The 23,267-nt window shown below is 73.5% G+C and carries 22 protein-coding genes; 7 read left to right on the forward strand and 15 right to left on the reverse strand.

The features are described from left to right. Positions 1 to 28 precede the first annotated feature (28 nt). Both ACFYXU_RS24980 and ACFYXU_RS24985 read right to left on the reverse strand, forming a co-directional pair. Entirely contained in the window at positions 29 to 1,666 is a 1,638-nt protein-coding gene (locus ACFYXU_RS24980; RefSeq protein WP_329853772.1) for an ABC-F family ATP-binding cassette domain-containing protein, read from the reverse strand. Positions 1,667 to 1,679: 13 nt separating this feature from the next. Next, entirely contained in the window at positions 1,680 to 2,129 is a 450-nt protein-coding gene (locus tag ACFYXU_RS24985; RefSeq protein ID WP_376510990.1) for a hypothetical protein, read from the reverse strand. Positions 2,130 to 2,199: 70 nt separating this feature from the next. Here ACFYXU_RS24985 and ACFYXU_RS24990 point away from each other — a divergent pair, with 70 nt between their 5' ends. Further along, on the forward strand, positions 2,200 to 3,156 hold the full coding sequence (locus tag ACFYXU_RS24990) for an FAD-dependent oxidoreductase (RefSeq protein WP_389460026.1): 957 nt from the start codon (positions 2,200 to 2,202) through the stop codon (positions 3,154 to 3,156). A gap of 226 nt (positions 3,157 to 3,382) precedes the next feature. Here ACFYXU_RS24990 and ACFYXU_RS24995 read toward each other — a convergent pair whose 3' ends face one another. The 3 genes from ACFYXU_RS24995 to ACFYXU_RS25005 all read right to left on the reverse strand — a co-directional run bounded on the left by ACFYXU_RS24995 (position 3,383) and on the right by ACFYXU_RS25005 (position 7,200). Further along, entirely contained in the window at positions 3,383 to 3,685 is a 303-nt protein-coding gene (locus ACFYXU_RS24995; RefSeq protein ID WP_376517580.1) for a hypothetical protein, read from the reverse strand. A 118-nt stretch (positions 3,686 to 3,803) separates the two neighbouring features. After that, on the reverse strand, positions 3,804 to 5,120 hold the full coding sequence (locus ACFYXU_RS25000) for a M14 family metallocarboxypeptidase (protein WP_389460028.1): 1,317 nt from the start codon (positions 5,118 to 5,120) through the stop codon (positions 3,804 to 3,806). 37 nt (positions 5,121 to 5,157) lie between these two features. After that, entirely contained in the window at positions 5,158 to 7,200 is a 2,043-nt protein-coding gene (locus ACFYXU_RS25005) for a Xaa-Pro dipeptidyl-peptidase (protein ID WP_389460030.1), read from the reverse strand. A 225-nt stretch (positions 7,201 to 7,425) separates the two neighbouring features. Here ACFYXU_RS25005 and ACFYXU_RS25010 point away from each other — a divergent pair, with 225 nt between their 5' ends. Continuing rightward, positions 7,426 to 8,964 carry a M1 family metallopeptidase gene (locus ACFYXU_RS25010; protein ID WP_389460032.1) on the forward strand — a complete coding sequence of 513 codons (1,539 nt, stop codon included), beginning with the start codon at positions 7,426 to 7,428 and terminating at the stop codon, positions 8,962 to 8,964. Positions 8,965 to 9,188: 224 nt separating this feature from the next. Here the strand turns inward: ACFYXU_RS25010 and ACFYXU_RS25015 are convergent, their stop codons facing one another. Together ACFYXU_RS25015 and ACFYXU_RS25020 are read right to left on the reverse strand one after the other, a co-directional pair. Beyond that, positions 9,189 to 10,115, reverse strand: a complete 927-nt coding sequence (locus tag ACFYXU_RS25015; RefSeq protein ID WP_376638912.1) for an oxygenase MpaB family protein — start codon at positions 10,113 to 10,115, stop codon at positions 9,189 to 9,191. 97 nt (positions 10,116 to 10,212) lie between these two features. Beyond that, on the reverse strand, positions 10,213 to 10,698 hold the full coding sequence (locus ACFYXU_RS25020; protein WP_389460034.1) for a hypothetical protein: 486 nt from the start codon (positions 10,696 to 10,698) through the stop codon (positions 10,213 to 10,215). A 125-nt stretch (positions 10,699 to 10,823) separates the two neighbouring features. On the opposite strand from ACFYXU_RS25020, the gene sph reads away from it, so the two are divergent. Next, complete coding sequence (gene sph, locus ACFYXU_RS25025) at positions 10,824 to 11,858, forward strand: sphingomyelin phosphodiesterase (RefSeq protein WP_376517796.1); 1,035 nt, start codon at positions 10,824 to 10,826, stop codon at positions 11,856 to 11,858. 13 nt (positions 11,859 to 11,871) lie between these two features. Here the strand turns inward: sph and ACFYXU_RS25030 are convergent, their stop codons facing one another. Next, a complete protein-coding gene (locus ACFYXU_RS25030) occupies positions 11,872 to 12,363 on the reverse strand; it encodes a hypothetical protein (protein ID WP_376638913.1) in 492 nt (163 codons plus the stop codon). Between the two features lie 95 nt (positions 12,364 to 12,458). Then, positions 12,459 to 12,941: a macro domain-containing protein gene (locus ACFYXU_RS25035; RefSeq protein WP_376509512.1), complete on the reverse strand. Its 483-nt coding sequence runs from the start codon at positions 12,939 to 12,941 to the stop codon at positions 12,459 to 12,461. 96 nt (positions 12,942 to 13,037) lie between these two features. Here ACFYXU_RS25035 and ACFYXU_RS25040 point away from each other — a divergent pair, with 96 nt between their 5' ends. The 3 genes from ACFYXU_RS25040 to ACFYXU_RS25050 all read left to right on the forward strand — a co-directional run bounded on the left by ACFYXU_RS25040 (position 13,038) and on the right by ACFYXU_RS25050 (position 14,748). Continuing rightward, positions 13,038 to 13,247 carry a helix-turn-helix domain-containing protein gene (locus ACFYXU_RS25040; protein WP_329853790.1) on the forward strand — a complete coding sequence of 70 codons (210 nt, stop codon included), beginning with the start codon at positions 13,038 to 13,040 and terminating at the stop codon, positions 13,245 to 13,247. Further along, positions 13,247 to 13,801 (forward strand): Clp protease N-terminal domain-containing protein, encoded by a 555-nt coding sequence (locus ACFYXU_RS25045; RefSeq protein WP_389460036.1) that lies wholly within the window; start codon positions 13,247 to 13,249, stop codon positions 13,799 to 13,801. The genes ACFYXU_RS25040 and ACFYXU_RS25045 overlap by 1 nt, the downstream gene beginning before the upstream one ends. Positions 13,802 to 13,878: 77 nt before the next feature. After that, a complete protein-coding gene (locus tag ACFYXU_RS25050) occupies positions 13,879 to 14,748 on the forward strand; it encodes a MerR family transcriptional regulator (RefSeq protein ID WP_389460038.1) in 870 nt (289 codons plus the stop codon). Here the strand turns inward: ACFYXU_RS25050 and ACFYXU_RS25055 are convergent. The 4 genes from ACFYXU_RS25055 to ACFYXU_RS25070 are packed head-to-tail and all read right to left on the reverse strand — an operon-like array spanning position 14,735 to position 20,495. Then, complete coding sequence (locus ACFYXU_RS25055; RefSeq protein WP_376509507.1) at positions 14,735 to 16,909, reverse strand: 3-hydroxyacyl-CoA dehydrogenase NAD-binding domain-containing protein; 2,175 nt, start codon at positions 16,907 to 16,909, stop codon at positions 14,735 to 14,737. The two genes, ACFYXU_RS25050 and ACFYXU_RS25055, sit on opposite strands and share 14 nt — an antisense overlap. A 40-nt stretch (positions 16,910 to 16,949) precedes the next feature. Beyond that, positions 16,950 to 18,164: an acetyl-CoA C-acetyltransferase gene (locus ACFYXU_RS25060; RefSeq protein ID WP_376509505.1), complete on the reverse strand. Its 1,215-nt coding sequence runs from the start codon at positions 18,162 to 18,164 to the stop codon at positions 16,950 to 16,952. A 46-nt stretch (positions 18,165 to 18,210) separates the two neighbouring features. Continuing rightward, positions 18,211 to 19,353 (reverse strand): acyl-CoA dehydrogenase family protein, encoded by a 1,143-nt coding sequence (locus ACFYXU_RS25065; protein WP_376509504.1) that lies wholly within the window; start codon positions 19,351 to 19,353, stop codon positions 18,211 to 18,213. Beyond that, positions 19,350 to 20,495: a CaiB/BaiF CoA transferase family protein gene (locus tag ACFYXU_RS25070; RefSeq protein ID WP_389406312.1), complete on the reverse strand. Its 1,146-nt coding sequence runs from the start codon at positions 20,493 to 20,495 to the stop codon at positions 19,350 to 19,352. The genes ACFYXU_RS25065 and ACFYXU_RS25070 overlap by 4 nt, the downstream gene beginning before the upstream one ends. 219 nt (positions 20,496 to 20,714) lie before the next feature. Between ACFYXU_RS25070 and ACFYXU_RS25075 the strand changes: the two genes are divergently transcribed. After that, positions 20,715 to 21,902, forward strand: a complete 1,188-nt coding sequence (locus ACFYXU_RS25075; RefSeq protein ID WP_389460041.1) for a saccharopine dehydrogenase family protein — start codon at positions 20,715 to 20,717, stop codon at positions 21,900 to 21,902. Positions 21,903 to 21,990: 88 nt separating this feature from the next. On the opposite strand, the gene ACFYXU_RS25080 is transcribed toward ACFYXU_RS25075, so the two are convergent. Both ACFYXU_RS25080 and ACFYXU_RS25085 read right to left on the reverse strand, forming a co-directional pair. Next, a complete protein-coding gene (locus tag ACFYXU_RS25080; RefSeq protein ID WP_389460043.1) occupies positions 21,991 to 22,344 on the reverse strand; it encodes a VOC family protein in 354 nt (117 codons plus the stop codon). Positions 22,345 to 22,540: 196 nt separating this feature from the next. Then, the gene (locus ACFYXU_RS25085; RefSeq protein WP_389406315.1) at positions 22,541 to 23,236 is read right to left on the reverse strand and encodes an endonuclease V; all 696 of its coding nucleotides are present in this window, start codon (positions 23,234 to 23,236) and stop codon (positions 22,541 to 22,543) included. Between the last annotated feature and the right edge of the window lie 31 nt (positions 23,237 to 23,267).

Raw genomic sequence — 23,267 nt, forward strand, 5'->3', positions numbered from 1 at the left:
CGCGGGGCCCGTCGGTGGGCGGGCGGCATCAGAGTTCGGTCACCTTTCCGTCCGCGACCTCGATGCGGCGGGTGGTGCGGACCGCGTCGAGCATGCGGCGGTCGTGGGTGACGAGCAGCAGCGTGCCGGTGTACGAGTCGAGCGCGGACTCCAGCTGCTCGATGGCCGGCAGGTCCAGGTGGTTCGTCGGCTCGTCCAGGACGAGCAGGTTCACGCCCCGGCCCTGGAGCAGGGCGAGCGCGGCGCGCGTGCGCTCGCCCGGGGAGAGCGTGGTGGCGGGCCGCAGCACGTGGACGGCCTTGAGGCCGAACTTGGCAAGGAGGGTGCGGACCTCCGCGGGCTCGGTGTCGGGCACGGCCGCGCAGAACGCCTCCAGGAGCGTCTCCGTGCCGTGGAAGAGCTTGCGGGCCTGGTCGACCTCGCCGACGACGACACCCGCGCCGAGGACCGCGTCGCCGGAGTCCAGCGGGAGCCGGCCGAGCAGGGCGGCGAGCAGGGTCGACTTCCCGGCGCCGTTGGCACCGGTGACGGCGACCCGGTCGGCCCAGTCGATCTGGAGGGTGGCGGGGCCGAAGGCGAAGTCGCCGCGCCGCACCTCGGCCTCGCGGAGGGTCGCGACCACCGAGCCGGAGCGGGGCGCGGCGGCGATCTCCATCCGCAGCTCCCACTCCTTGCGCGGCTCGTCGACGACGTCGAGGCGCTCGATCATGCGCTGGGTCTGCCGGGCCTTGGCGGCCTGCTTCTCGCTGGCCTCGCTGCGGGCGTTGCGGCCGAGCTTGTCGCCGTCGGTGGCCTTGCGGCGGGCGTTCTTCACGCCCTTGTCCATCCAGGACCGCTGCATGTGGCCGCGGGCTTCGAGGGCGGCCTTCTTCCCGGCGTACTCCTCGAACTCCTCGCGCGCGTGGCGGCGGGCGGTGTCCCGCTCGTCCAGGTACGCCTCGTAACCGCCGCCGTACAGGGTGATCTGCTGCTGGGCGAGGTCGAGTTCGAGGACCTTGGTGACGGTACGGGTGAGGAACTCGCGGTCGTGGCTGACGACGACCGTCCCGGCGCGCAGCCCCTTCACGAAGGATTCCAGGCGCTCCAGGCCGTCGAGGTCGAGGTCGTTCGTGGGCTCGTCGAGCAGGAAGACGTCGTAGCGCGAGAGGAGCAGCGAGGCGAGCCCGGCGCGGGCGGCCTGACCGCCGGAGAGACCGGTCATGGGCTGGTCGAGGCCCACGGTCAGGCCGAGGGAGGCGGCGACCTCCTCGGCGCGCTCGTCGAGGTCGGCGCCGCCGAGGTTCAGCCAGCGCTCCAGGGTGGTCGCGTACGCGTCGTCCGCGCCGGGCGTGCCGTCGACGAGCCCCTGGGTGGCCTCGTCCATGGCGGTCTGGGCCGCGGCGACACCGGTGCGGCGGGCCAGGAACGCGCGCACGGTCTCCCCGGCGCGCCGCTCGGGCTCCTGCGGGAGGTGGCCGACGGCCGCGGTGGGCGGGGAGAGCCGCAGCTCGCCCTCCTCCGGGGTGTCGAGCCCGGCGAGCAGGCGCAGCAGGGTCGACTTCCCGGCGCCGTTGACGCCGACGAGGCCGATGACGTCGCCGGGGGCGACGACGAGGTCGAGCCCGGCGAAGAGGGTGCGTTCGCCGTGGCCGGCGGCGAGGTCCTTGGCGACGAGGGTTGCAGTCATCAGGGAACGAATCCTAGGCGACGCTGCGACACGCCGAGGATCCGAGGAGTCCGAGCAGCACGGACCGGTAGGTCTCGCCCGGGAAGCGGTACGGGCCGACGCCGGGGTAGCCCTCGCGGGCGAGGTCGGCGGTGGGGCCGGTCTGCCAGGCGAAGTCGCGCCAGACGACGTCCCCGCCCTCGCGTGCGACGACGGCGGTGACCGCGCCGCAGCCGGGGTCGTCGCAGTCGGGGCAGGAGTGGATGACCCGGCGGGTGCCGTCGGCGAGGAGGAGGGCCTGGGCGTGGGCGGCGCGGACGGTGGGCGGCACGTCCGCAGCGAGGGGCGAGACGGTGTCGAAGCCGTCGGTCTCGTCGAGCCGGTGGAGCAGCGGCCTGCCGTCGACGAGGAAGTCGTGGTGGAGGTGCTCGCCGCCAGGACTGGCGGCGGAGACGAGGTCGAGGGACGAGTACGGGACCGGCATGACTCCAGTGTTTCCCCGTTCCGTGGCCGCGCCGTCCCGGAAATGTCCCGGTCCCGGTACGGTCCGGGGCATGAGGAGCGACGTGATCGTGGTGGGTGGCGGGGTCGTCGGGCTGGCGACGGCGACGACCCTGGCGGAGCGCGGGCTGCGGGTGCGGATCTGGTCGCGGGACGCGGTGACGGGGACGACCTCGGCGGTGGCGGGCGCCCTGTGGTGGCCGTACCGGATCGAGCCCGCGGCCGAGGTCGGGGCCTGGGCGCTCCGCACCCTGCGGGTGTACGAGGAGTGGGCGGCCGATCCGGAGGTCAGCGGGGTGCGCCGGGTGGCCGGGGTGCACGCGGGCACGGTCCTGGACGGTCTCGGTCCCTGGGCGAAGGAGATCGAGGGGCTGCGGCAGTTGGCGCCGGAGGAGGTGCCCGGGCCGTACGGGACGGGGCTGGCGGCCCGGCTTCCGCTGCTCGACATGCCGGTCCATCTGGAGTTCCTGCTCCGCCGGTTCGAGGCCGTGGGCGGGATCTTCGAGCGGCGCGCGGTGGACGGCTTCGAGGAGGCGGCGGCGCTGGCCCCGGTGGTGGTCGACTGCACGGGGCTCGCGGCGCGCGAGCTCGTGCCCGATCCCGGACTGCGTCCCGTGCGCGGCCAGTTGGTGCTGGTGGAGAACCCGGGGATCGAGGAGTGGTTCACGGCCGCGGACGAGTCGGCGGGCGAGACCACGTACTGGTTCCCGCACGCCGACCGGCTGGTCCTCGGCGGGACGGCCGAGGAGGGGGACGGGCGGCTCGCCCCGGATCCGGCGACGGCGGCGGCGATCGTGGCGCGGTGCGCGCGGGTGCGTCCGGAGATCGCGGGGGCCCGGGTCCTCGGCCACCGGGTGGGGCTGCGGCCGGCCCGGACGGGCGGGGTGCGGATCGAGGCGGTGGAACTGCCGGGCGGGAGGCGTCTCGTCCACCACTACGGGCACGGCGGCGCGGGGGTGACGGTGGCCTGGGGCTGCGCGGAGGCGGCGGCGGAGCTGGCCGTCGGCTGAGGAGGCCCACGCCGAGGTCCGGCGGAATCCACCGCACCGGCGGGAAACGACCGCGCGGGGCGGGGACCACCCGCCGGAAGCGGCCGCGGGGCGGTGACCACCCGCCGGAAACGCTCGCGGGGCGGGGACCACCCGCCGGAGACGGTCGCCGGACCGTGGCCGTCGGCCGGAAACGACCGCGGGGCGGTTGCCGTCCTTTCGGATGGCAACCGCCCCGCGTGCCGTACTACTTCCAGAGCGGCGGCTTGCTGTTGTTGTCCGCGTCCTCGCACGCCTTGGCCTTGCGCTCCAGGGCGTCGGCGCGGGCGAAGGCCTTGCGGGCCTCGGCCGTGGCGCCGAGGTGCTTGAGCTGGTTGCCCCGGTCGCGCTCCTTGCGGGCGTCGGCCCGCAGCTTGCTGACGTTGCAGGTGATGGTGCCGGCGGCGGCCGGCTCGGCCGTCACCGTCTGGCCGAGCAGCATGCCCCCGGCGAGCAGCGTCGTGGCGAGCAGAGCCGTCAGGGTGCGGCGGGCGGGCTTGGTGTGGTGCATGGCGGTTCTCCAACTTCAAGGCCTTGTGGGCCTTTTCGAGGCATGGTCAGTACCAGCAGGTAACTTTACCCCGGCAAACATCGGAATCACGCCACACCCGCCCTGGGTCACCCGATCGTCAACACCTCTCCACAGGACTCCCACTGACGAGGTGATAGGCCGCCCGCCCGTCCAGGAGCAGCGGGACCAGCGCGCGCTGCGACTGGCGCAGCGGGACGAACGCCCCGGCACCCTCCTTCCGTACCGTGACGCCGTGCAGGGCGAGTTCGTCGCCCGCCTCGGCGTACTGCGCGGCGTCCAGGCGGTATCCGCACGGCGGGTCGGCGAGGATCTCCGACGGCTCGGCGGAGTCGTTGTCGGCGCCGCCGAGGTAGACCGGCCCCCGGTCCGCGAACCCGGTGCTCCGGGCGAGGGCGGTGGCCGCGGCGAGCGGCCCGCGCCGGGCGTCCAGATAGGCGAAGGCCCCCTTCAGGGCGGCGTGCTGGGTGGCGACGCGGCGCCGGTGGTTGCGCGCCGGGTCGTCCTTCTCCGCCTGGTCGAGGGCGTCCACCCGGGTCTCGACGAGCAGTCCCGCGGCGTGCTTGACGCCGGCCGTGTTGCGCAGGATCCGCTCCTGGCCGTCGCCGGCGACCTGTTTCACCGGCTCGCCCGTGAGCGGGTCGGTCCAGATGCCGTAGATGCCGCTGCTGTATCCGGCGAGCCCGGCCGTCGGCCGGACGTACGTCTCCGAGAGCGTCTTCGACTCCCGGTGGACGCGCGGGTCGGTGTCGAGGCTGCGGGGCCAGAGGGCGAGCAGGTCCTTGTCGTAGAAGCGGGGGGTGGCGCCGTACTCGTGGAGGTCGTACACGAGGGCGGGGCGCCGGTCGCGGATCACGGCGGCGATCGCGCGCGCCTCGGCGGTCCGCAGGGCCAGGTGGTCGCGGTTGACGTCGACGCCGTCGCCGTTGCCCCGGGTGTCGGCCTCCCGGCCGTCGGGGTTCGCGGTGGGGACCACCAGGACGGTGGTGCGGGCGAGGATGCGCAGGGTCTCCGGGTCCCGGCCGTAGGCGAGGTCGCGCACCGTGCTCAGACAGGCCTCCCGGCCCGCCGGCTCGTCGCCGTGCTGGCTGCATACGAGCAGCACGGTCGAGCCGGTCCGCCCCTGGCCGAGGGTGGCGAGCCGCAGCGGGCGTCCCTGTCCCGTCGTGCCGATCTCGCGGAGCGACACCCGGTCGCTGTCCCGGTCCACCGCCGCGAGGAAGTCCGTCTCCTCGGCCTCGGTGGTCCACCTCGCGCCCCCGCTCTCCTCGAAGCCGGTGCGCGGGAGGGGTGGCCGTGCGGGCGCGCTGTCCGCCGCCTTGGCGGGGACGGTGACGAGCGGCAGGGCGAGGGCGGCGGCGCCCGCCACGAGGGCGAGCGTGCGACGGGAGCTCCGGCGCCTGACGGAGGGGTTCATCGGCGGCTCCGGTTCCGGACGGGTGCGGTACGGGGGGTCATCGGTCGGCTCCCGGGCGGACGGCCGCGGCCGTGCCGGGCAGGCGCGGTCCGCTCACGGCGGCGGGCGGAAGGGGGCCGGTCAGGGTCGGGGCGTGCGGGGGCGTCGGCACGGCGGGGGCCGGTCCCGTCGTGGCCCGCTCGAAGGCGCCCGTGCCGCCGACGAGGGGCAGCCTGGCCGAGGTGCGGGCGAGGTCGAGGCTGAGGGTCGGCGTCGTCGACGGAGGGTCGAGGAGGTCCTTGTCGGTGCCGCCGACGATCAGGGCGAGCCGGTGCCCGGCCGGGACGACGTGGTCCGTCGGGGCGAGGTCCAGGGTGAGGGTGTACGCCCTGCCGGGGGTCAGCGGGCGTCCCTTCCGCGGGTCCGCCCAGGTGCCGAGGTCGGCCCAGCCCCGGCTGACGACCGTGGACGTGACGTCCGCCGTCCGGGCCGAGGTCTCCTTGAAGCAGGCGCTGTCGCCCGGGGTGCCGGAGCCCCAGCAGGTCCGGTCGGTGAGGGTCGTGATGCCCTCCCCCTCGCCCGCGTAGTCCCGGATGGTGGCGGGCCCGAGGTCCACGAGGACGGCGGAGAGGTGCGCCGTGGAAGTGGTGGGGGTCGCCGTGACCGTCACCTTCGAGGAGCCGGCGATCCGCAGGTCCCGGGAGAGCGGGCGGGTCACGAACCCGGCCTTCTCCGGGGTCGGGGTGTCGATCCGGGCCGCCCAGTCCAGCTCGCCGAGGCCCGGATCGTCGGTGAAGGCCGCGGTGGCGCCGGGCCGGGCCGTCGCGCGCCCGAGGACGCCCGGACCGGGGGCGGTTCCGGGGGCGGGGCGCAGGGTGGTGGGCGCGGTGCCGCGGGGCGGCCACTGCGGGTCGGTGGTCCAGACGTCCGGGGCGCGCTCGATGTCGGCGACGGGCTCGCGGTCGACGCCGTTGTCGTAGCCGAGGAGGTAGTGGTCGAACCAGCGGTGCAGGGTGCGGACCCAGTCGGCGCGCCGGAAGTCGAAGGGATCGACGTGGCCGGTCTGGGAGAGCCAGATCTTCCGCTCGACGCCGTGGGCGGCGAGGGCGTCCCACCACTGGCCGAACTGCTTGGTGCGGACGTTGAGGTCCTGCTGGCCGTGGACGACGAAGACGCTGGCCCTGACCTTCCCGGCGTCCTTCACGTAGTCGCGCTCGGTCCAGGCCGGGGTCCAGTCGGCGCTGTACGGGGTGCCGGCGGTGATCCGGTCCTGGACGGCGCCGCAGCGCCCCTGGGCGTCGGCGCTGTTCACGTAGGCGGAGAGCCAGCTCGGGTTGGCGTCGTAGAGCGGGGCGCCCTGCGCGTGGAAGTAGTCGTACCAGGAGGAGATGGCACCGATCGGAACGATCGTTTTCAGCCCTTCGACGCCGGTCGCGGCGACGCCGTTGGCGATGGTGCCGTCCCAGCTCTTGCCGATCATGCCGACGTTCCCGGTGCTCCAGGCGGTGGCGCGGGCCGGGGTGCCGCCGGTGCGCGAGGTGTAGCCCCGGGCGCGGCCGTTCAGCCAGTCGACGACGGCCTTGGCGGACTGGACGTCCGAGCGTCCGCCGACGTCGTCGCAGCCGTCGGAGCGGTTGGTGCCGGCGAGGTCGACGGCGACGAAGGCGTAGCCGCGCGGGACGAAGTAGTTGTCGTAGAAGAGCGGGAACTGGACGGGGTTGCCGTCGGCGTCGTACGTCTTCTTCTGGCCCTCGTTGCCTCGCCCGCAGCAGGAGTAGTACGGGCTGGCGTCCATGACGACCGGGATCCTCCGGCCGGCCGCCGCGGGCTCGCGGGGGCGCACGATGTCGACGGCGACCCGGTCGGCGCGCCCGTCGCCGTCGCCGTCGAGGCCGGTGTCGACCCAGACGGACTCGCGGACGGCGTCGGCGTACGAGTGGACCGGGCGGGACTCGCGCACGGCGGGAGCGGTGGGCGCGGCCGGCTCCGGCCGGGCGCCGGCCGGGGTGACCAGGGTCGCGAACAGGGCGGCCGTGGCCGCGGACACGAGGGTTCCGTACGTCAGTCGGGCTCCGCGGGTTCTCCGCTTTCGCATCGGCATGCGGCGGAACGTACCCCGGTCAACTCCCGTGGAAAAGAGCGCCGCAGGGAATCGGGGGGGATTCGGGGGGATTCCGGGGACGGAGGGGTTCATGTCGGCCGAATGGCGATCGTGTGACAGGGGGTCCTCTGGACGTGACGGTGCGTCGAGGGGCTGAATAGGGTCCGAGTTAAGGACCGACGACCACCCGTGCGTCTTACGTTTCTTATGACTTGGGGAGCACCCGTGCACCGCAGAATCATCGTTCCGAGCGCCCTCGCGGCCTCTCTGCTGCTGGCGATCCCGGCATCGGCGGCCGACTTCGAACCCGGCGCCCCGGGCATCGGCGACTCCTACTACCCGACCAGTGGCAACGGCGGCTACGACGTCTCCCACTACGACCTGCGGCTGACGTACCAGCCCGCCACGGACCTGCTGGAGGGCACGGCGACGATCCTCGCCACGACCCGGCAGAACCTGTCCCGCTTCAATCTGGACCTGGGTCTGAAGGTCAGCGAGATCCGGGTCAACGGCCGCCTGGCCAGGTTCAGCACCTCGGGCGACCACGAGCTGGAGGTCACCCCGGCGAGTCCGCTGGCGCGGAACACGCCGATCTCGGTGGTCGTCCGCTACGCGGGCAAGCCCTCCGAGTTCAAGATCGACGGCTGGTCGGCCTGGGCCCGCACCCCGGACGGCGGAGTCGCCGCGCAGGAGCCGGACTCGGCCGTCTGGTGGTTCCCGTCCAACGACCACCCGCTGGACAAGGCCACCTTCGACGTGTCGGTCGCGGTGCCGGACGGCACCCAGGCCATCAGCAACGGCGTGCTGCAGTCGCAGTCCTCGCGGCTCGGCTGGACCCGCTTCAACTGGCGGTCCAACAAGCCCCAGGCGACCTACCTGGCGACGCTCGCCGTGGGCAAGTTCGACATCACGACGGACAGGACCGCGAACGGGCTGCCCGTCCTGAACGCGTACAGCAGGGACCTCGGCAACAACGCGGGCGCCGCGCGCGCCTCGATCGAGCGCACGACCGAGGTGGCCGAATGGCTGGAGTCGGTCTTCGGGCCGTACCCCTTCAACTCCCTCGGCGGCTACGTGCCGAACGTGACCAGCGGTTTCGCGCTGGAGACGCAGACCCGGCCCTTCTACAGCCCGCGGCAGTTCGCCAACGGCTCGAACGTGTCGGTGGTCGTCCACGAGCTGGCGCACCAGTGGTACGGCGACAGCGTGTCCGTCCGCGACTGGAAGGACATCTGGGTCAACGAGGGCTTCGCCCGCTACAGCCAGTGGCTGTGGTCGGAGAAGGAGGGCGAGGGCACGGCCCAGGAGCTGGCGGACTACGTGTACGCCACGCGCCCGGCCGACGACCCGTTCTGGACGGTGAAGCCGGGTGACCCGGGGGCCGAGAACCAGTTCCACATCGCCGTCTACGACCGGGGCGCGCTGACGCTCCAGGCGCTGCGCAACGCGATCGGCGACAAGGACTTCTTCGCGATCCTGAAGGGCTGGCCGCAGCAGTTCGCCTACGGCAACGCGCGGGTCGCGGACTTCGTCCGGTACGCGGAGAAGGTCTCCGGCAAGCCGCTGGCCGGGCTCTTCGACACCTGGCTGTACCAGCCGTCGAAGCCGGCCGCTCCGGCGGCGACAGCGGCGGGGCTGTCCGCCCCCGCGGCGGCGCCGTCGGCCCGCGCCGCGAAGCCGGCGAAGCCGGTGCAGCCGAAGTCGTGGAAGAAGATCGCGGAGACGAACACGATCCACGAGAACGACGCCCACGCCGGGCACTGACCCCGGGGGACGGCGCGGGGCTCGCGGGCCCGACGGGGCTCGCGGCTCCGGGCCTGGCGGTTCCGCAGGCTCCCGGGAGCTCGCGGGCTCTGGCCCTCGGGATCCGTGGCCGTCCATGAGTTCGCGGGCTCCGGGGCTTCGGGGCTCCGGGGCTCCGGTTCCACGGGCTCCCCGGGGCTCGCGGGCTCCGGGCCTCCGGCCTCCTGGTTCGGTGAGGCCGTCCGTCAGCGCGCAGCGCGGCGGGCGGCCTCGCGGGCCTTCCTGGCCAGGGGCAGGTAGCGCAGCCGCTCGGGGAGGACCGGGACCACGGCGCGGACGACGCGGGCGGAGCGGCGCAGGGTGCGCTCCTGTGCGTCCGTCCACTCCAGTCCGATGGCCTCGCGGGCGTCCGGCGGCATCAGACCGACGGTGAGGAAGGCGCGCAGCCGCAGGAAGGGGCGGCGCAGGGCGGGCCAGAGGACGCGGAGGGCGAGCCGGAGCGGCAGCGGGCCCCGGTCGGGGGCGGGCAGCGGCAGGCCGGTGTCGAGCAGTTCCCGGACGACGGCGGTGGCCTCGATCTCCTCGGCGAGGACCTTGCGGTAGTACGGCCAGAACTCCTCGATCGTCTGCGGCATGTCGCGGTCGTGGATGCCGAGGATCCGGCCGACCTGGAGCCACTCGGCGTACAGCTGCCGTTCCTGCGCGTCGGTGAGCGGGCGGGCGAGCAGGCCGAGCCCGTGGCGGTAGACGGGGAAGCCGGTCGCGTGCACCCAGGAGTAGTAGGCCGGGGTGAGTGCGTGGTAGCGGCGGCCGTGGGCGTCGGTGCCCTGGATCGTGCGGTGCAGTTCCCGGAGGCGGCGGCCCTCCCGGGCGGCCTCGTCGCCGCCGTAGATCCACAGCTGGAGCGAGCGCAGCGAGCGCTCGCCGCGACCCCAGGGGTCGGTGCGGAAGACGGAGTGGTCGTCGACGCCGGCCCCGATCGCGGGGTGGGCGACCTGGAGGGTGAGGGCGGCGGGCAGCATCAGGAGCGCCCGGACGTCCCCCGCGACGCTCCACAGCACTCCGCCGACGGGCGGCGGCAGGGGGTCGCCGCCTTTTCCGCCGGTGGGCGGCGTCAGGGGGGCGCGGCCCACCGAGGCCCGGTCGGGCGGTGTCACGCGGTCCATGGCCATGGCCTTCTCCTCATGTGTCCAGGCTGCACCCATGACGAAGGGGCCGTCGCCCCGGGCGCTGCGGCCCGGGCGACGGCCCCTTGCGTGGAGTGCGGGGTCAGGCGCGGTCGGCGCCGACCGGCTCGCCGACGATGCGGGCGGCGAGGGCGTGGGCCCAGGCGTCGACGTCGGCGTTGAGCTCGCGCTCGGCGGCGGCGCGCTCCTCGGCGATCTTGGCGGCGCCGGCGGCGAGGATCGTGTCGCGCTCGGTCTGGCCCTCGGCGCGGGCGGCGGCGATGGCGGCCGAGCCCTCCTCGGTGGCCTGGGAGCGGATGCGCGCGGCCTCGTGGCGGGCCTCGGCGAGCTCCGCCTCGTACTGCTCGCGGATCGCGGTGGCCTCGGCGCGCAGGTCGTCGGCGCGGTCGGTGCCGCCCTCGATGGCGTCGTCGCGCTCGTCGAGGGTGCGCTTGATCTTGGGGAGGATGCCCTTCGCCATGACGAGGAAGGTGAGCCCGAACAACACCAGACCGAGGATGAGCTCGGCCCAGACGGGGTTGAGCGGACCGAGGTCCATCTTGAAGACAGTGGAGTTCGCGAGGGTCATGCGCGCATTCTACCTGTTCCAAAAAGTGACAATTCAGGCACCGGGAGGAGAGTTGGCGTGATCTTGCGAGGTCGGCAAGATTCCCGGCATCCAGAGGCTACCGGAAGGTAACCACGGCTGATTGTATGTGCGGCGCCAGCCCAACCCCCCAGCTGACCATGGGAGTTCACGTGTCGTTCGCCGCGCTCCGCCGCGCCCCCGGCGCCGCCCTTTCGCTCGCGCTCGCCGCCGCCACCCTGGCGACCGCCGCCCCGGCCGCGTCCGCCGCCTCCGCGACGGCGGCCGAGGCCCCGCGCCTGAAGGTGCTCACGTACAACACGTTCCTGTTCTCCAAGACCCTGTACCCGAACTGGGGCCAGGACCACCGCGCCAAGGCGATCCCCGCCGCCCCCTTCTTCCAGGGGCAGGACGTCGTCGTGCTCCAGGAGACCTTCGACAACTCCGCCTCGGACGCCCTCAAGGCGAACGCCGCCGCGCAGTACCCCTACCAGACGCCCGTCGTGGGCCGCAGCAAGTCCGGCTGGGACGCCACCGGCGGTTCGTACTCCTCGACCACGCCCGAGGACGGCGGTGTGACGGTCCTCAGCAAGTGGCCGATCGTCCGCAAGGAGCAGTACGTCTACAAGGACGCCTGCGGCTCCGACTGGTACTCGAACAAGGGCTTCGCCTACACCGTCCTGAACGTGAACGGCAGCCGCGTCCACGTCGTCGGCACGCACGCCCAGTCCACCGACTCGGGCTGCTCGGCGGGCGAGGCGGCGCAGATGCGCAGCCGGCAGTTCAAGACGATCGACGCCTTCCTCGACGCCAAGAACATCCCGGCGAACGAGCAGGTGATCGTCGCCGGCGACATGAACGTCGACTCGCACACTCCCGAGTACGGCACGATGCTCGCCGACGCGGGCCTGGTGGGGGCCGACGCCCGCACCGGCCACGCGTACTCCTTCGACACCGAGCTGAACTCGATCGCCTCCGACCGCTACCCGGACGACCCGCGCGAGGACCTCGACTACGTCCTCTACCGCGCCGGGAACGCCCGGCCCGCCGGCTGGACCAACCAGGTCGTCCAGGAGCGGACCGCGCCCTGGACGGTCTCCAGCTGGGGCAAGCAGTACACGTACAGCAACCTGTCCGACCACTACCCCGTGACGGGCTTCTGACCGGGCCGTCCCCTCAGTACGGGTACCCGCCGAAGAGGCCGTAGAGCCAGAGTCCGAGGACCCCGGCGACACAGAGCAGGACGAACCAGGAACCGGCGCCGGTGTGCCGCTCCCTCCGGGGGCGGCGGCCGGGCCGGTCGGCACGCGCCGGCCGGCCCGGCCTCTCGCGCTTGCGGCCCCCTCCCGCCCCGGACGGCCCAGGAGCGGGCTCCGCGGCGGCGGCGACATCGGCGAGCAGGCTGCGGCAGACGGCCGCCAGCTCGGCCTTCCCCACCGTCAGGTCGACCACCACCTCCGTGCGGGCCGGCGCGGTCGTCCCGCCGTCCAGGATCCGCCCGGCGCGCAGCAGCGCCCGGTCCTTGCCCCCGGTCGGGGCGAGACTGATCCAGCGGCGCACGTGCTCGCCCCGGATCACCACCCCGCCGCCCCGCTCCCGGTAGACCGTGTGCTCCCGCCACAGGACTCCGGCCAACTCGTCAGCCGTCTCCCTGAGTTGCGCGTACATCGCTCTCCCCCACTCCCCTGCTCCCCCGACACGAACAGCCGCCGACTCTAGCCCGCCCGACCGCACACCCCCACGACACCCCACCTCGACGCCCGCTACCCGCCGAAGTCGTACACGGTGACCGGTATCCCCCGCTCCGCGAGTCGCCGGAGGACCAGCGGCTCGACCCTGTCCCACGTGCCCCCGGCGAGCCCGCAGCCGATCCGGGGCATGTGCACGGAAGCGCCCAGCCCGGCCGCCCTGTCGGCGAGCAGTCCGAGGGCCGCGTCGATCGCCTCGTACCGCACGGGCACTCCGGTGCTCCGCGCCGTCCGTATCCCCCGCTGCCCCACCAGGTTGGCCACCCAGACGTACGGCTCGACCCGCACGAACTGGGCCGCGCCGAGCCCGAAGTCGTTCCCCGCCCGCTCCCGGTGCCAGCGCCGGAAGGCCGCCTCCGGCTCCGGCCAGCGCCGCGAGACCGCGAGGACGAAGCCCCGCCCCCAGCCCCCGAGGTCGTTGCAGACGTGCGCGACGATCTTGACGCCCTTGCCCCGCGGCGCGGTGGCGTCCCCCCGTACGTATTCGATCACCGTCATGGGATCACCGTAGGAGACGGCACTGACAACGGGCTGCGGGGAGACAGATGTCAACCAGGGTTGACATCTGCCTCCTTGTCAACCTACATTGACAACATGAGCGATGCGACCGATCTCGCCGCACGGGCCGGCGACCGCGACCCCCGGGTCGGGCTGCGCGCCGTCTCCGCGCTGCGGCGACTGCTGGAACAGCTGGAGGCCGTCCAGGTGCGCGGTGCGCGCAACCAGGGGTGGTCGTGGCAGGAGATCGCGACCGAGCTGGGTGTCAGCCGGCAGGCCGTCCACAAGAAGTACGGGAGGCAGTGATGTTCGAACGGTTCACGAAGGCCGCGCGCGCCACGGTGAAGGGCGCGGCCGCGCACGCGGAGCGGGGCGGGGCGGCCGTCGTCACCCCCGAGCACCTGCTGCTCGCCCTGCTCGACCGCGAGGACACCCGCGCGGCGGCGGTGCTCGGGCGGCTCTGCCCGCCGGAGAACCGCCCGTCCCTGGTCGCCGCCCTCTCCGACGCGCGCCGCCGGGCCGGGCTGTCCCGGGCGGACGCGGAGGCCCTGGCCGGTCTCGGCATCGACCTCGGCGCCGTCGTCGAGCGCGTCGAGGAGGCCCACGGCGCGGGCGCCCTGGCCGGGGACCGCAAGGACGCCGGGTGGTGGTCCGGTCGCCTCACCTTCTCCCGCGAGGCGAAGACCGTCCTGGAGAAGTCGCTCCGCGTGGCCCTGGCCCGCAGGGACCGGGAGATCGGCGACGAGCACCTCCTGCTGGCCCTCACCACCCTCGGCGGCGTCGTCGCCGAGGCGCTGGCCGACCACGGGGTCACCTTCGACTCCGTCGACGCGGCGCTCTCCTCCCCCGCGTCCCTCTGATCCCTGTCCGTCCGGCCTCCGGGACGAGCCCTCCGGGGTCTTTTACACCAGTGGTGAGACAGCAATACTGTTGAACCATGGAGCAGGCGAGCGAGGCGCAGGAGCCCGTGTACACCGTCGACGAGCTGGCCGCGCGGGCCGGGGTGACGGTGCGGACCGTGCGGTTCTACGGGACCCGGGGGCTGTTGCCCCCGCCCGTCATCGGCGCGCGGCGGGTCGGGCACTACGGGCAGGACCACCTGTCGCGGCTCGCGCTGATCGAGGAGCTCCAGCGTCAGGGGATGACGCTGGCCGCGATCGAGCGGTACCTGGAGCAGCTGCCGTCCGATCTGAGCGCCCAGGACCTGGCCATCCACCGGGCCCTGGTCGCGTCCTGGGCTCCCGAGTCCGCCGAGACGATCACCCGCCGCGAGCTGGAGCGCCGGGCCGGGCGGGCGCTGACCGAGCGGGACGTGGACCGGCTGGCCGCGATGGGGGTGCTCGACCGGACGGACGGCACCGGAGCGGACCGGACGGACGGCACCGGAGCCACCCCGACGACCGGCACCGAGGCGGACCGGACGGACGAGGACCCGGGCCGTGGGACGGTCGGCGACGCCGACCGGAGGGCCGGCGCGGGACCGAGTGGTGACGGTGGTGCCTACCGGCTCGACGGGTCGCTGCTGCGGCTCGGTGTCGAGCTGCTCGACGTGCCCATCGAGCACGAGACGATCCTCGCGTCCCGGACCGTGCTCCTGGAGCACGCGCGCACGGCGGCCCAGGAGCTCTCCCGGCTCTTCCGGGACGAGGTGTGGGGCCCCTACCGCGAGTCCGGGGAGGACCCGGACCACCTGAGCGCGATGCGGTCGCTCTCGGCGCACATGCAGCCGATGGTGGTCCAGGCCCTCGTCACCGCGTTCCAGCGGTCCCTGAGCGAGGAGCTCAGGACGGCCTTCAGGAGTCGGTGAACACCTCGCCGCGCTCCGCCTTCGCCACCAGCAGGGCGGGCGGGTCGAACCGCTCGCCGTACGTCTCCGCCAGCTCGCGCGCCCGGGCGACGAAGCCCGCGACGCCTCCCTCGTAGCCGTTGACGTACTGGAGGATGCCGCCGGTCCAGGCGGGGAAGCCGATGCCCATGATGGAGCCGATGTTGGCGTCGGCGACCGAGGTGAGGACGCCCTCCTCCAGGAGCCGGACGGTGTCCAGCGCCTCGGAGAACAGCATCCGCTCCTGCATGTCGCGGAACGGGATCTCGTACCCCGGCTTGGCGAAGTGCTCGCGCAGGCCCGGCCAGAGCCTCCCGCGCTTGCCGTCCTCGCCGTACTCGTAGAAGCCCGCCCCGCCGCTGCGGCCGTGGCGGCCGAACTCGTCGACCATGCGGTCGATGACGGCCTCGCCCGGGTGGGTGACCCAGGTGCCGCCCTCGTCCTCGACGGCCTTCTTCGTCTCGTTGCGGATCTTGCGGGGCAGCGTGAGGGTCAGCTCGTCCATCAGGGAGAGCACCTTCGCCGGGTAGCCGGCCTGGGCGGCGGCCTGCTCGATCGAGGCGGGCTCGATGCCCTCGCCGACCATCGCGACGCCCTCGTTGATGAAGTGGCCGATCACCCGGGAGGTGAAGAAGCCGCGCGAGTCGTTGACGACGATCGGCGTCTTGTTGATCTGCCGGACCAGGTCGAAGGCGCGGGCCAGCGCCTCGTCGCCGGTCCGCTCGCCCTTGATGATCTCGACGAGCGGCATCTTGTCGACGGGCGAGAAGAAGTGCAGGCCGATGAAGTCGCCCTGGCGCTCGACGCCCTCGGCGAGGACCGAGATGGGCAGGGTGGAGGTGTTGGAGCAGAGCAGCGCGTCGGGCTCGACGACGTGCTGGATCTCCTGGAAGACCTTGTGCTTGAGCGCGGTGTCCTCGAAGACGGCCTCGATGACCGCGTCGCAGCCGGCCAGGTCCGCCGCGTCGGCGGTGGGCGTGATGCGGGCGAGGAGGGCGTCGGCCTTCTCCTGCGTGGTGCGGCCCCGGGAGACGGCCTTGGCGCAGAGCTTCTCGGAGTACGCCTTGCCCTTGGCCGCGGACTCGGCGGAGACGTCCTTGAGGACGACCTCGATGCCGGCGCGGGCGCAGGAGTACGCGATGCCGGCGCCCATCATCCCGGCGCCGAGGACGGCCACCTTGCGGACCTGTCGCTTGGCGACGTCCTTCGGACGGCTCGCGCCCGAGTTGACCGCCTGGAGGTCGAAGAAGAACGCCTGGATCATGTTCTTCGCGGTCTGGCCGACGACCAGCTCGGTGAAGTAGCGGCTCTCGATGGTCAGCGCGGTCTCGAAGTCGACCTGGGAGCCCTCGACGGCGGCGGCCATGATGGCCTTCGGCGCCGGGTAGGGCGCGCCGTTCAGCTGCTTGCGCAGGTTGGCCGGGAAGGCCGGCAGGTTGGCGGCGAACCTCGGGTTCGACGGCGTGCCGCCCGGGATGCGGTGGCCGGGGACGTCCCAGGGCTGCTGGGACTCCGGGTGCGTGTCGATGAAGGCGATGGCCTTGGCCATCATCTCGTCGGGGGTGGCGGCGACCTCGTGGACGAGGCCGTTGTCCAGGGCGCGCTTCGGGGTGTACTGGGTGCCCTGGAGCAGCACCTTGAGGAGGGCGTCGGTGATGCCCATGAGGCGGACGGTGCGGGCGACGCCGCCGCCGCCCGGCAGCAGGCCGAGGGTGACCTCGGGCAGGCCGATCTTGGAGCCGGGGGCGTCGAGGGCGACGCGGTGGTGGGCGGAGAGGGCGATCTCGTAGCCGCCGCCGAGCGCGGCGCCGTTGACGGCGGCGACGACGGGCTTGCCGAGGGTCTCGATGCGGCGGAGCGCGTTCTTCATCTCGATCGCGCCGTCGAAGATGTCCTGGGCGTGCTCGGGGCCCGCCTTGATCATGTCCTTGAGGTCGCCGCCGGCGAAGAAGGTCTTCTTCGCGGAGGTGTAGATGATGCCGCGGATGGAGTCCTTCTCGGCCTCCACGCGGTCGGCGATCGCCTTGATCGAGGCCCGGAAGGCCTGGTTCATGGTGTTGGCGGACTGGTCGGGGTCGTCCAGGACGAGGGTGACGATGCCGGTCTCGTCCTGCTCCCAGCGGATGGTGGTGCTCTCGCTCATGACTGCTGCTTCTCCGTGAGTAAGGGGTGCGGACGGGACGTCAGACGCGCTCGACGACGGTGGCGATGCCCATGCCGCCGCCCACGCAGAGGGTGGCCAGGCCGTAGCGCTTGTCCTGCCGCTCCAGCTCGTCGACGAGGGTGCCGAGGATCATCGCGCCGGTGGCGCCGAGCGGGTGGCCGAGCGCGATGGCGCCGCCGTTGACGTTGACCTTGTCCAGGGAGATGCCCATGTCCTTGACGAAGCGCAGGACGACCGCCGCGAAGGCCTCGTTGATCTCGACGAGGTCGATGTCGTCGATGGTGAGGCCGGCCTTGGCGAGGGCCTTGCGGGTGGCCGGGGCGGGGCCGGTGAGCATGATGGTCGGCTCGGAGCCGGAGACGGCGGCGGAGACGATCCGGGCGCGGGGCGTGAGGCCGTACCGCTCGCCGACCTCCCGGGAGCCGATGGCGACGAGGGAGGCGCCGTCGACGATGCCGGAGGAGTTACCGGCGTGGTGGACGTGGTCGATCTCCTCGACCCAGTGGTACTTCTGCAGGGCGACCGCGTCGAAGCCGCCGAGCTCGCCGATGTCGGCGAAGGACGGCTTGAGGCGGGCGAGGGAGTCGGCGGTGGTGCCGGGGCGCAGGAACTCGTCGTGGTCGAGGACGGTGAGTCCGGCGCGGTCCCTGACGGGGACGATCGAGCGGGCGAAGCGTCCGTCCTTGACGGCGGCCGCGGCGCGCTCCTGGGAGAGGGCGGCGTACTCGTCGACGTCGCGGCGGCTGAAGCCCTCGATGGTGGCGATGAGGTCGGCGCCGATGCCCTGGGGGACGAAGTTGGTCTCCAGGTTGGTCATCGGGTCGGAGAACCAGGCGCCGCCGTCCGAGGCCATCGGGACGCGCGACATGGACTCGACGCCGCCGGCGAGGACCAGGTCCTCCCAGCCGGAGCGGACCTTCATCGCGGCCATGTTGACGGCTTCGAGGCCGGAGGCGCAGAAGCGGTTCTCCTGGACGCCGGCGACGGTGTCGGGGAGTCCGGCGGCGATGGCGGCGATCCGGGCGATGTCGGAGCCCTGGTCGCCGACCGGGCCGACGACGCCGAGGACGATGTCGTCGATGGCGGCCGGGTCCAGTTCCGGGTGGCGGGCCCGGATCTCCCGGATGAGGCCGACGACCAGGTCGATGGGCTTGGTGCCGTGCAGGGAGCCGTTGGCCTTGCCGCGTCCGCGCGGGGTGCGGATCGCGTCGTACACGTACGCTTCGGTGCTCACGGGAAGCCTTTCGCGGTGAGGGTTCTTCGAGGGGTGCGGGACGGGGTCAGCCGAGCAGGGAGCGGCCGATGATCTCCTTCATGATCTCCGTCGTACCGCCGTAGATGGTCTGGATACGGCCGTCGGTGAAGGCGCGGGCGACCGGGAATTCGCTCATGTAGCCGTATCCGCCGTGCAGTTGCAGGCAGCGGTCGGCGACCCGCTTCTGGAGTTCGGTCGCCCACCACTTGGCCATGGAGGCGTGGACGGCGTCGAGGGCGCCGTCCGCGTGCTCCTCGATGCAGCGGTCCACGAAGGTCCGGGTGACGGCGCACTCGGTGGCCATCTCGGCGATCTCGAAGCGGATGTGCTGGAGGCGGGAGAGCGGGCGGCCGAAGGCCTCGCGCTCCTTGACGTACGTGGTGGTGAGCTCCAGGAGGTGTTCGGCCCCGGCGATGCCGGCGACGGCGATGGCCAGGCGCTCCTGGGCGAGGTTGGTCATGAGGTGCAGGAAGGCGCCGTTGAGCTCGCCGAGGAGGTTCTCCTTCGGGACGCGGACGTCGGTGAAGAAGAGTTCGGCGGTGTCCTGGGACTTCTGGCCGATCTTGTCGAGGTTACGGCCGCGCTCGAAGCCCTCCGCGCCGCGCTCGACGACGAGGAGGGACAGGCCGTGGGCGCCGCCCTCCGGGGTGGTGCGGGCGACGACGACCACGAGGTCGGCGAGGATGCCGTTGGAGATGAAGGTCTTGGAGCCGTTGAGGATCCAGTGGTCGCCGTGGTCCTCGGCGGTGGTGCGGATGCCCTGGAGGTCGGAGCCGGCGCCGGGTTCGGTCATGGCGATGGCGGTGACGAGCTCGCCTGAGCAGAAGCCGGGCAGCCAGCGCCGCTTCTGCTCCTCGGTGCCGAGGGAGGTGAGGTACGGGCCGATGATGTCGTTGTGCAGGCCGACGGCGAGTCCGGGCGCCCCGGCGCGGGTGAACTCCTCGGCCAGCACGGCGCCGTAGCGGAAGTCGGGGTCGCCGCCGCCGCCGTACTCCTCGTCGACGGCGATGCCGAGCAGTCCCTGCCGTCCGGCGGCGAGCCAGACCTCGCGGGAGACGATGCCGTCCTTCTCCCACTGCGCGTAGTGGGGCAGCACCTCCTTCTCCAGGAAGGTGCGGACGACCGCCCGGAAGGCCTCGTGGTCGGCGGTGTACAGCTGACGCTTCATGCTTCGGGCTCCTGGATCTTCAGGGCGGGTACGGCCCAGTCGCGGGCGACCTCTGCGGTGTGGGCACCGGGCAGGGCGGGGCCCGTGCGCAGGGTGCCGGGGGTGACGGAGAAGCGGGGTGCGGGGGCGGGCTGGGGAATGCCGTCCCGCTCGGTGAAGGTGGCGCGGGCGGCCAGGTGGGGGTGGGACGGGGCCTCGCGCAGCGAGAGGACGGGGGCGACGCAGGCGTCGCTGCCGTCGAAGACGGTGGTCCACTCCTCGCGGGTACGGCTCCGGAAGCGGTCGGCGACGGCCGCGCGCAGCTCGGGCCAGCGGGCGAGGTCGTGGCGGGCGGGGGCGAGGTCCTCGACGCCGAGGAGGCGGACGAAGTCCGCGTAGAACCTCTCCTCCAGGGCACCGACCGCCATGTGGCCGCCGTCGGAGGTCTCGTACACGCCGTAGAAGGGGCAGCCGCCGTCGAGCAGGTTGACGCCCCTGCGGTCCTGCCAGCCGCCGGCCGCGAGCATGGCGTGGATCATGGTGGTGAGGTGCGCGGTGCCGTCGACGATGGCGGCGTCGACGACCTGGCCCTCGCCCTGCGCGCGGGCGTGCTGGAGGGCGGCGAGGACGCCGATCACCAGGTAGAGGGAGCCGCCCGCGTAGTCGCCGACGAGGTTGGCGGGGATCGTGGGCGGGCCGTCGGGGTCGGGGCCGATCATGCCGAGGGCGCCGGTGATCGCGATGTAGCCGATGTCGTGCCCCGCGGTGGGGGCGAGCGGCCCGTCCTGGCCCCAGCCGGTCATCCGTCCGTAGACGAGGCGGGGGTTGCGGGCGAGGCAGGCCTCGGGGCCGACGCCGAGGCGTTCGGCGACGCCGGGCCGGTAGCCCTCGACCAGGATGTCGGCCTGCTCGACGAGGTCGAGGACGGTGGCGGGGCCGTCCTCGGCCTTGAGGTCGACGAGGACGGAGCGCTTGTTGCGGTTGGTGAGGTCGCGGGCGGGGTCGATGCCGAGGCCGGCACCGCCGGGGCGGTCGACGCGGACGACGTCGGCGCCGAGGTCGGCGAGGAGCATGGCGGCGAAGGGACCGGGGCCGATCCCGGCGAGTTCCACCACGCGCACCCCGGTGAGGGGGCCGTTGCGGGCGGTGTGCGTCGTGCTCATCGAGCCCCCAGGAGTGTGTGACACCAATGATGTAACACCGAAGATGCTAGGAACGTGTTCCACTCGGCACAAGCCCCCGAGCCGAGCAAGCGCTTGGAAATTCGAGGGCCGGGGCGAGGACGGCGGCCCGCCACGGTTCCGCTATCCTCCGCCGACGACAACCGCGCGCGGCGGCGCGGTGCGGCCGAGACGAGGGTCTTCATGGAGACAGGGACGGGCGTGGCACGCGAGACCGGAGCCAGGCCGTACGACGTGGTGCTCTACGGGGCGACCGGCTTCGTGGGCGAGCTCACCGCGGAGTATCTGGCCGCGCACGCGCCGGCGGAGTGCCGCTGGGCGCTCGCCGGGCGCAGCCTCGAAAGGCTTCAGGCGCTGCGGGACCGGCTCGCCGCCGGCCGGCCGGGACTCGCCGCGCTGCCGCTGCTGGTGGCCGACTCGGCCGATCCCGGCGCGCTGCGCGAACTCGCCGAGTCCGCACGGGTGGTGGCGACGACGGTCGGCCCGTACGTCTGGTACGGCGAGGGGCTCGTCGCGGCCTGCGCGGAGGCGGGCACGGACTATCTGGACCTGACCGGCGAGGCCGAGTTCGTGGACCTCATGTTCGTCCGGCACGACGCCCGGGCCCGGGAGACCGGGGCGCGGATCGTGCACGCCTGCGGCTTCGACTCCGTCCCGCACGACCTGGGCGTGTACTTCACCGTCGGGCAGCTGCCGCAGGACGTGCCGCTGCGCGTGGACGGCTTCGTGCGCGCGGGGGCCGCCTTCTCCGGGGGCACCTTCGCCTCGGCGCTGACGGCCCTCGGCCGGGGCCGCGAGATCCTCGGCGCGGCGCGCGAACGGCGCCTGCACGAGCCTCGCCTGGTGGGCCGCCGGGCCCGCGCGCCGCTCGGCGGACCCCGCTTCAGCCGCGAGACGGGCACCTGGGCCCTGCCCCTGCCGACGCTCGACCCGCAGGTCGTGGCCCGCTCGGCGGCGGCCCTCGCGCGGTACGGACCGGACTTCCGCTACCGGCACTACGCCTCCGTGAAGACCCTCCCGATGGCCCTCGGCGGCGCCGCCGCCGTCGGGCTGGGCGTCACGGCCGCCCAACTCCCGCAGGTCCGTTCCTGGCTGATGGACCGTTACGCGGCGGGGCGGGGGCCGTCGGAGGAGCGGCGCGCCCGCAGCTGGTTCACGGTCCGGTTCGTCGGCGAGGGCGGCGGGCGGCGGGTCTTCACGGAGGTCTCGGGCGGCGACCCGGGCTACGACGAGACGGCGCGGATGCTGGCCGAGTCGGCGCTCTGCCTCGCCTTCGACCCGCTGCCGAAGACGGCCGGGCAGGTGACGACGGCGGTGGCCATGGGCGACGCCCTGACCGCCCGCCTCCGGGCGGCGGGCATCCGGTTCCGGGTGGCGCACCGGGGCTGAGGAGTACGGAGCGGCGTCAGGTTCCGGGGGGGCGCACCCGGGCTGACGGGTCCGGAGCGGAGGCCGCCCTCCGCTCCGGGCCCGGACCTCAGGGCCGTACGAGCCGGAAAGGGTGGCCCGCCGGGTCCGTGTAGACGCGCCAGGGACCGTCGACGGTCCCGCCGTCGAGCGGCACGGCTCCGAGCGCGAGGACCGACGCGTGGGCGGCGGCCAGGTCGTCGACCCGCACGTCGAGGAGGAACTGCTGCTCGGGCGCGCCCCAGACGGGCGGGCGGTGGTCAGCGACGCCCTGGAAGGCGAGGACCGGGCCGCACGCTCCGCGCAGGACGGCGGCGCCCTCTCCGACGGTCCAGCGGGGATCGGGCCTCTCGATGTCGCCGCCGATCAACTGCCGATAGAACTCGGCGAGTTCGAAGGCGTCGGGCAGTCGAGGACGACGCACCGCAGCTGCCCGATCATCCGGTCGTCCCACGGACGAGGACGGTCGGGATGGCGCGGGTCCGGACGGGGACGGGCGCGACGGACGCCGCCAGGACCGGAGTCGGGCCGCATCCGGGCGAACGCGGCGAGGTGGAAGGGGGTGTTGTCATGCGCCCACTCTTCCGGGCCGGGCGGACGGCCGGTATCCGTACGGGTACTCAGACGCTGCCGAGCGCCTCGGCCAGGGCCCGGCGGCACAGCGAGTCGGCGCGCCGGGTGGTCTCCGGGATCCGGTAGCGCGGGGCGAGGTGGAGGGTGTGGGCGCAGGCGTTGGCGAGGGAGACGCGGTGGCCGACCGAGACGAAGACGGGCTTCACCCGGGCCTGGGTGCGCAGGGCCCGGCCCACCTCCTCGCCCCCGGCGAGCAGCGGAGCGGCGTCGCCGCGGGCGGGTCCGGGCTGCTCGTAGGCGAAGGTGAAGGGGTTCTTGGCGACGCCGACGGCCGGCCGCCCGGTCAGCACCCCGAGGTGGCTGGCGAGGCCGAAGCGGCGGGGGTGGGCGAGACCGTAGCCGTCGCAGACCAGGAGGCCCGGGTCGGCGGTCAGGGCGTCGAGCGCGGCCAGGACCGTCGGGATCTCGCGGAAGGCGAGGAGCCCGGGGACGTACGGGAAGGAGACCCGGCCGACCGCGGTGGCCTCCTCCACGACCTCCAGGGTCCGCGCGTCGAGGACGACGGCCGCGGCGGCGACGAGGTCGCGCTCGTCGTCGTAGGCCACGTCGAGCCCGGTGACGTGCCCCTCCCCGACGGCCGGACCCTCCTCGTCGCGCACGAGCCGGTCGCGCAGCTCGCGCTGGACGGCCCGGGCGGCGCTCTCGTCGGCGGGCCAGCCCGCCGGAATCTCGATGATCGTCATGATGCGGGCCACCCTACGGCCGCCGGGGCGC

Origin of the sequence: Streptomyces sp. NPDC002232 (assembly GCF_042890295.1) — a bacterium.
In the GTDB taxonomy this organism is placed as follows: domain Bacteria; phylum Actinomycetota; class Actinomycetes; order Streptomycetales; family Streptomycetaceae; genus Streptomyces.